Origin of the sequence: Tropicimonas sp., assembly GCF_047971885.1 — a bacterium.
In the GTDB taxonomy this organism is placed as follows: Bacteria; Pseudomonadota; Alphaproteobacteria; order Rhodobacterales; family Rhodobacteraceae; genus Tropicimonas.
The window spans coordinates 22,863-30,413 of sequence record NZ_JBKEAE010000037.1 but is presented as its reverse complement, the minus strand read 5'-3'; the positions used below and the strand labels follow the sequence as shown (position 1 = coordinate 30,413).

The following is a 7,551-nucleotide window of genomic DNA, read 5'->3' as shown; positions in this document are numbered from 1 at the left end:
CTGTCCCCACAGAAAGGCGATTCGACGAACCGCTCTTGTGGGGCTCAGACTAACACAGCCTTAATCACGATGCACTTGCAGTAGCGTTAACCCGCCAGTTCTGCGCGGTTCAACGCGCAGTGCGACCACAGGCTGTCCATCGCCCGCACCAGCGCGTCAAGCATGTCGGGCGAATGAACCGGCGACGGCGTGAAGCGCAGCCGTTCGGTCCCGCGCGGAACGGTGGGGAAATTGATCGGCTGAACATAGACGCCGAAATCCTCCAGCAGCATATCCGACAGCGCCTTGGTATGCACCGGATCGCCCACGATCACCGGCACGATATGGCTGCCGTGATCGATGATCGGCAGGCCCATCGCCTTGAGCCGGGTCTTGAGAATCCGCGCGTGAAGCTGCTGCTTGTCGCGCAGCGCCTGGTCGGTCTTGAGGTGCCTCACCGAGGCCGCCGCCCCCGCTGCCACCGCCGGTGGAAGCGACGTGGTAAAGATGAACCCCGGCGCATAAGACCTTATGGCGTCGCACATTCTGGCGCTCGACGCGATATATCCGCCCATCACGCCATAGGCCTTGGCCAGCGTTCCGTTGATGATGTCGATCCGGCCCATCAGCCCGTCGCGCTCGGCAACGCCGGCCCCGCGCGGCCCGTACATGCCAACGGCGTGAACCTCGTCGATATAGGTCAGTGCGCCGAACTCGTCGGCCAGATCGCAGATCGCCCCGATGGGGGCAAAATCGCCGTCCATCGAATAGATCGACTCGAAGGCGATCAGCTTCGGCGCCGCCGGATCGTCGGCGGCCAGAAGTTCGCGCAGATGCGCGACATCGTTGTGCCGGAATATCCGCTTGGAACCGCCGTTGCGGCGGATTCCCTCGATCATCGAGGCATGGTTCAGCGCGTCGGAATAGATGATCAGCCCGGGCAACAGTACCGGCAATGTCGATAGCGTCGCATCGTTGGCGATATAGGCCGAGGTGAAGATCAGGGCCGATTCCTTCCCGTGCAGGTCGGCCAGTTCCGCCTCGAGCCGCTTGTGATAGACTGTGGTGCCCGAGATGTTGCGCGTCCCGCCGGACCCCGCTCCGGTTGCCCGCAGCGCCTCGTCCATCGCCGCCAGCACCACGGGGTGCTGCCCCATCCCGAGATAGTCGTTGCCACACCAGACGGTGATTTCCTTTTCCGTCCCGTCGGGGCGCACCCAGACCGCATGCGGGAAATCGCCCTTGCGCCGTTCGATGTCGATGAAGGTCCGGTAGCGGCCTTCCGCGTGCAACCTCCCGATTGCGGCGTCGATGGCGGTTTCGTAGCGGATCTTGTCTGTCACCTGGGCTAACCTCGGTTCTTCTCGTGGCTTTATCTCGACTGTTCGCTCTGTTTATACACGAACCATTGCCATCGGATGGCGCAAATTGACGCGATACACGTCATTCTGGAATTATTTTAACCCGGCAGTCACTGATCCGCCACCACTAGGCGACAATCCGAGGCGCCTTCCCTGGCCGCCGCCGCGTTGCAGATCGAGATAGCCCGCCCGCCATCGCCACGGTCGTAGCCATAGGCCCCGACGGTTGGCGAGATCGCCATGCCCTTGGGTTCCTTCATCTTGCGGTACTGCTTGTTGAACGCCTGCGTCGCCTGCAACGACATCGTCAGCGCTTCGGGCCTGTAACGCTTTGGCAGGACGGTCGCGATCACCACGCAGGGCCCGCCCGAAGTACGCCGGGCGTTGCAATTGGCCAGCGCCGCAGCCGAGGCCGCCTCGGACGTGTGGAAATTCGCCATGGTGGACATGAGGTTGGCCGAGGTGGGCTCACCCGGCGAAACGGCGATCGCCCCGTAATAGGGGATCTGGCCGGCCGCCTGCTTCAGCGCCGTCTTTGCCGAATCGTCCAGAAAATCGACATCGGCAACCACAACCTCGGCGCCCCTTTCGCTGAACAGCATCTTCTTCGCCGCCCGGCTCTCCACCGGCTGGGCGAGGGCGATCGCCGGCGTCAGAAGGGCAAGGGCAATGGCCAGTCCGGTCTTGCGCATCATCGGTCTCCAGTCTGATTGCGCCGACACTACCCCCTGCCCCGCGCCGAAGCCAGCCCCAAGCGGCGCGTCCGGCTCTGGACAGTCCGTCGCCCGCTGCTAGGGTCGCGCCAGTTTCCAGATGGGAGTCCTCCATGTCCGACCCTCGCCTTTCCCCGGTGCTCGACCGGATAGATGCCGACCTGCCCGGGGCGCTCGACCGGCTGATGCAACTGATCCGGATACCGTCGATCTCGACCGATCCGGCCCATGCGGGAGCCTGTGAAATCGCCGCCGAATGGCTGGTCGGAGACCTCAGGTCGCTGGGGGTCGACGCCGCGAAACGCCCGACGCCGGGGCGGCCGATGGTGGTCGGCCACGCCGATGGCGACGGCCCGTCGCTGCTGTTTTACGGCCATTACGACGTGCAGCCGGTCGACCCTCTGGACCAGTGGAACAGCGAACCTTTCGAACCGGAATTGCAGCAGACCGAACACGGACAAGTGATCCGCGCCCGCGGCGCATCGGATGACAAGGGCCAGCTCATGACCTTTGTCGAGGCCTGCCGTGCCTGGAAGGCGGTGCATGGCCGCCTGCCGGCGCAGATCTCCTTCTTCTTCGAGGGCGAGGAGGAATCCGGCTCGCCGTCGCTCATCCCGTTCCTCAGGGAAAACTCCGGGGAACTGACAAGGGATATCGTCCTGATCTGCGATACCAGCATGGTCGCCCCCGGCGTGCCCTCCATCGCCTCGCAACTGCGCGGTATGCTCAAGGACGAATTCGTCATCGAAGGGCCACGGATCGACCTGCATTCGGGCCACTACGGCGGCCCCGCCCTCAATCCGCTGCACGAAATCGCCCGCATCGTGGAAACGTTTCACGACGCGGACGGGCGCGTTGCCGTCGAAGGGTTCTACGATGGCGTGCACAAGATTTCCGACGATCTGAAGCGCCAGTGGGAAAGCTGCGGCTTCGACGAAAAGACCTATCTGGAAAGCGTGGGGTTCACCGGGCCGCATGGGGAAAAGGGTTACTCGACCCTCGAACAGCAATGGGCGCGCCCGACGCTCGAAGTCAACGGGCTCTGGGGTGGCTATCAGGGCGCCGGGTCGAAAACGGTGATCCCGTCCCGGGCGCATTGCAAGATCACCTGTCGGCTGGTTGGCGACATGGACCCGGCGGAGGTACGCCGCAAGATCCGCGCCCATGTCGCGGCGCGCCTGTCGACCGATGCCAGGGTCGTCTGGCAGGGCGATCTGGACGGCGCCCCGGCGGCGGTGATGGATACCTCGCGCCCCGAATTCGCCGCCGCCCGGCAGGCGCTGACCGACGAATGGAACCGCGAGGCGGTGTTTGTCGGCATGGGCGGGTCGATTCCCGTCGCCTATTACTTCAAGTCGATCCTCGGCATGGATTCGATGCTGATCGGCTTTGCCAACGACGACGACGCCATTCACTCGCCGAACGAGAAATACGACGTCGAGAGCTTTCACAAGGGCATCCGGAGCTGGGCACGCGTGCTGGCGGCCCTGTCGGGCTGACACGGGTTTCGGATGGAACGAGAGACCCCGGCGCCATCGGTCCGGCAGTGACGGTTGTCTCGACAGGAAAAGGTGGCGCGGTTGACGGGGCTCGAACCCGCGACCCCCGGCGTGACAGGCCGGTACTCTAACCAACTGAGCTACAACCGCCCGCTGCAAGCCGCTAAATGCATCGCACCGCGCGGCGTGAGCGGCGTTCTAGGGTGCGGCGCCCGCGGCGTCAAGCAACCTTTTCCGCATCACCGAGATTTCCCGCCGCCCGGCCAATCGCGTCCTGTGCAGAGAGACGCCACCTCTCCGCACTGGGCCAATCCCCCAACCGCCCGCACATCCTGCCTGACAGGCGGGTGCTTTCGCCGCGCTTCACAGCATTCCGCACCGGCCAGCAGATTGGCCTTGAAGATTCGCCAGAGGGAATGATATTGGCCAAAGCCACGCGGGTGTAGCTCAATGGCAGAGCGAGAGCTTCCCAAGCTCCAGACGAGGGTTCGATTCCCTTCACCCGCTCCATCGAAAATGTAAATCGCCCTCCATATCAGGCCCATGCCCGGGCAGATGCCCCAGACGAGAAACTGCCACAAACACCCGTGGCAAGTGCTTCGCCCTACAGTTCCCCAACTCGGAGGCACCGATGCCCGGAACCGGAAGCGCGGCCGATCGTCCCGGGCGGGTGTACGGCATTGTACGCACAGACTGGCGCCGCCTTCCGTAGCGTGACGAGGTTGTCGCCGTGACGGGCTCATTCCGCAAGATCACATATGGTGCCGGTCGAGGGACTCGAACCCCCGGCCATCGCATTACAAATGCGGTGCTCTACCAGCTGAGCTAGACCGGCCCTAGGGTGACCGTATAGTGCCCCGTTGCGGCACACGCAATGCTCTGCGCACCATCGGTACCGGCCGTGTCAGGCGTGGGCGACGCGCGGGTTTTCCGTTGGCTCGGCCTGAAGAAACCCCTGTACCATGCGGTGCAGCATTCCGCATTTGACCGGTTCGCTCTGCGGATCGTCCCAGAGATTGCGCAACTCTCCCGGGTCTGCCTCCAGATCGAACAGTTCCCCCCACGGGCCACGGCGATAGACGCTGACCTTGTAGCGGGGCTCGATATAGCTGGTGACATGCGGCATGTCCGGGTTGTGCCGGTTCTCGCAGATTGCGTGGTCACGCACCGCCGGGCCACCCAGCCAGGTGGAAAGCTGCGACATCCCCTGCACCTGCCCCGGAATGGCGACCCCGGCCGCATCGAGGAAGGTGGGCATCAGGTCGACCAGGCTCTGGATCGCATCGCGCGCCCCGCCGGCGGGAATGCGCCCCGGCCAGGCGGCAATGAACGGGACACGCAGCATGTCCTCGTAATGGAACGGCCCCTTGGCAACCAGCCCGTGCTGCCCGAGGAAATGGCCGTGATCCGAGGTGAAGACGACAAGCGTGTTGCCGGCCAGCCCCAGAGCCTCCAGCCGGTCGAGGAGGCGGCCGATCTCGGCATCGAGAAAGCTCACCATGCCGTAATAGACGGCCATATCCCTTTTCAGATCTTCCCCGGGGTAGAGGTGCGAGGAGCAGCCGTGCGCCTCAAACGGCTTGTGCCAGTCGCCGAAATCGGGGGCCGGTTGCTGCGTCATGGCGAAATGCGGCGCGTTGCGCGCGTGCTCGCCCGGCGAAACACGGCCCGGCTGCATGTCGTCGGGATCGTACATCGAGGCCCAGGGCTCGGGCACTGTATAGGGCGGATGCGGATCGTGAAAGCTCGCCCACAGAAAGAACGGCCGGTCGGCGTTATCGTCGATGAAGGCGGCGCTGCGTTCGCCCGTCCAGGTGGTATAGTGCAGTTCCTGCGGCAAGGCCCAGTGCCGCCCCGCGCGCGCCCAGTAATGCCCCGAGGGGTGCAGTGCCGGCGCATGCGCCGCGCTTTCACCCGCCAGCGGCTGGAAATACTCGCGCCATTCCGGAAAGCCCCTACTTTCCATCCACAATGCGTAATGCTGGCCGACATGGCTTTCGTCGGCGTGGTTGCGGGCCAGTTCGATATGATCGAAACCGTACCACGGCCCGTTGAAACCGCGCCAGAAATCTAGATCGCGCAGGATGGGCTGGCTTTCCAGCGATGGTGGCGCGAGCGACTGGAAATGCGCCTTGCCGATCAGCCCGGTACGGTAGCCGGCAGCGGACAGGACCTGCCCAAGCGTCTGGCGGTCCTCCGACAGGTTCACGCCGATGGTCCATGCACCGTGGTGCGATGGATATTGCCCGGTGATGATCGTGGCGCGCGACGGCGTGCAGACGGGGCTTGCGCAATAGGCCCTGTCGAACCGCATGCCGACACGACAGAGCCGGTCGAGATTGGGGGTGGATATCCGGTCGTTCACCGCCCCCAGCGCGGTGAAATGCTGCTGATCGGTGGTGATGAGCAGGATGTTCGGCCGTCGTTCCATCCGCTTCCCGCCCCCTCAGGCCGGCTGCCCGAGTTGCGCAAGCACCTCGGCACTGTCATGTTCGGGTATGTCGCCGATCTGCTCCTGCTTGCGGTCGAGCAGGGCGAGCATCTCGGCGAAGACGCCGGCGTGGGCCGGATCGCCGGCAAGGTTCAGCAATTCGCAGGGATCGGCCTCGCAATCGAACAATTCCCATTCGGGCGGGGCATCGTTGGCGCGCGCGCCGATCTGGCCCAGATCCTTGTTGTACCAGTATATCAGCTTGTAGCGCCGGTTGCGCACACCGTAATGCGCCCAGGCTTCGTGGATGATATCGTTGTGCATCCAGTAGCGGTGATAGGCGAGTTGATCCCAGTCGTCTGGTGTGCGCCCCTCGAGCACCGGGCGCATCGAGACACCCTGCATGTAGCCGGGAACGGGCAGCCCTGCGAAATCGAGGAAGGTTGCGGCAAAATCGACGTTGCAGGCAAAATCGCGCGAAGTGCTTCCGGCGGTGATCGCCGCCGGATAGCGGCACAGGAACGGCATCTGCTAGCTTTCCTCGTACATGAAACGCTTGTCGAACCAGCCGTGCTCGCCAAGGAAAAACCCCTGATCAGAGGTATAGATCACCAGCGTGTTTTCGGTCAGGCCAAGCCGGTCGAGCGTGTCCAGCATGCGGCCCACGCCGTCGTCGATGGCCTGAACCGTGCGCAGGTAGCGCTTCATGTATCGCTGGTATTTGAATTCGGCAAAGGCGCCGGGATCGTCGAAGGTGAAATTCCGCCCGGTCTCGGCGCAGATCACGGTGATGCTCTCGCCCTCGGCCAGTTCGGGAACCTTTCGCATCGGCCATGGATCGACCATCATCTCGCCGGCGACATCGGCCCCGCCCTCGGGCTGCACCAGCGCCAGATCCTCCCACAGCATGTCGGATTTCACCCGCATCTTCGCCGCAGCCGCAGCGGCAGCGCGGTTTTCATAGGTATCGCCAAAGGTCGGCGGCAGCGGCACATCCTCGTCGGCCCACAGGTGCCGGTAGCGCGGGTGATACTGCCAGTTGCGGTGCGGCGCCTTGTGGTGGCACATCAGGAAGAACGGTTCATCCCGGTTCCGTTCGATGAAATCGATCGACATGTCGGTGATGATGTCGGTGGCGTAGCCCGGAATGCGCCGGCGCCCCCCGGGCGCGATGAAGGCCGGATCCCAGTAATCCCCCTGCCCCGGCAACACGCACCATTCGTCGAATCCGGCCGGCTGGTGGGCCGGGCCTTCGCCCAGATGCCACTTGCCGAAAATTGCGGTACGGTAGCCGCCGGCACGCAGGTGCCTGGCGACATTGGGCCAGCGGTTGTCGATATGGGTGTCGAGCGTGGTGACGCAATTCACATGGTTATAGGTGCCGGTCAGGATCGCGGCGCGCGACGGCGTGCAGATCGAATTGGTGACATAGGTCGCGTCGTGGCGCATGCCCTCGTGCGCCAGCCGGTCGAGATTCGGCGTGTGGTTGATCCCCGCGCCATAGGCCGAAATCGCCCGCGCCGCGTGATCGTCGGACATGATGAAGATGATGTTGGGACGCATCTTTC

General features: G+C 64.0%; 6 protein-coding genes and 3 tRNA genes. 2 read left to right on the top strand and 7 right to left on the bottom strand.

Annotated features, from left to right (window positions below; translation table 11 throughout):
• Positions 1-86 precede the first annotated feature (86 nt).
• Positions 87-1,322 carry a 5-aminolevulinate synthase gene (gene hemA, locus ACK5IR_RS04485; protein ID WP_416926338.1) on the bottom strand — a complete coding sequence of 412 codons (1,236 nt, stop codon included), beginning with the start codon at positions 1,320-1,322 and terminating at the stop codon, positions 87-89.
• 128 nt (positions 1,323-1,450) lie between these two features.
• Positions 1,451-2,032 carry a 5-aminolevulic acid synthase gene (locus ACK5IR_RS04480; protein ID WP_416926336.1) on the bottom strand — a complete coding sequence of 194 codons (582 nt, stop codon included), beginning with the start codon at positions 2,030-2,032 and terminating at the stop codon, positions 1,451-1,453.
• A gap of 134 nt (positions 2,033-2,166) precedes the next feature.
• Here ACK5IR_RS04480 and ACK5IR_RS04475 point away from each other — a divergent pair, with 134 nt between their 5' ends.
• Positions 2,167-3,552: a M20/M25/M40 family metallo-hydrolase gene (locus ACK5IR_RS04475; RefSeq protein ID WP_416926334.1), complete on the top strand. Its 1,386-nt coding sequence runs from the start codon at positions 2,167-2,169 to the stop codon at positions 3,550-3,552.
• 73 nt (positions 3,553-3,625) lie between these two features.
• Here the strand turns inward: ACK5IR_RS04475 and ACK5IR_RS04470 are convergent.
• Positions 3,626-3,702: transfer RNA gene (locus ACK5IR_RS04470), tRNA-Asp, on the bottom strand.
• Between the two features lie 286 nt (positions 3,703-3,988).
• Here ACK5IR_RS04470 and ACK5IR_RS04465 point away from each other — a divergent pair.
• Positions 3,989-4,062 (top strand) — tRNA-Gly (locus ACK5IR_RS04465).
• 249 nt (positions 4,063-4,311) lie between these two features.
• Here the strand turns inward: ACK5IR_RS04465 and ACK5IR_RS04460 are convergent.
• The 4 genes from ACK5IR_RS04460 to ACK5IR_RS04445 all read right to left on the bottom strand — a co-directional run bounded on the left by ACK5IR_RS04460 (position 4,312) and on the right by ACK5IR_RS04445 (position 7,546).
• A tRNA-Thr gene (locus ACK5IR_RS04460) sits at positions 4,312-4,387 on the bottom strand.
• A gap of 69 nt (positions 4,388-4,456) precedes the next feature.
• Positions 4,457-5,983 carry a sulfatase gene (locus tag ACK5IR_RS04455; RefSeq protein WP_416926332.1) on the bottom strand — a complete coding sequence of 509 codons (1,527 nt, stop codon included), beginning with the start codon at positions 5,981-5,983 and terminating at the stop codon, positions 4,457-4,459.
• A 15-nt stretch (positions 5,984-5,998) separates the two neighbouring features.
• Positions 5,999-6,511, bottom strand: a complete 513-nt coding sequence (locus ACK5IR_RS04450; RefSeq protein WP_416926330.1) for a sulfatase/phosphatase domain-containing protein — start codon at positions 6,509-6,511, stop codon at positions 5,999-6,001.
• A gap of 3 nt (positions 6,512-6,514) precedes the next feature.
• Positions 6,515-7,546 carry a sulfatase-like hydrolase/transferase gene (locus ACK5IR_RS04445; RefSeq protein ID WP_416926328.1) on the bottom strand — a complete coding sequence of 344 codons (1,032 nt, stop codon included), beginning with the start codon at positions 7,544-7,546 and terminating at the stop codon, positions 6,515-6,517.
• Between the last annotated feature and the right edge of the window lie 5 nt (positions 7,547-7,551).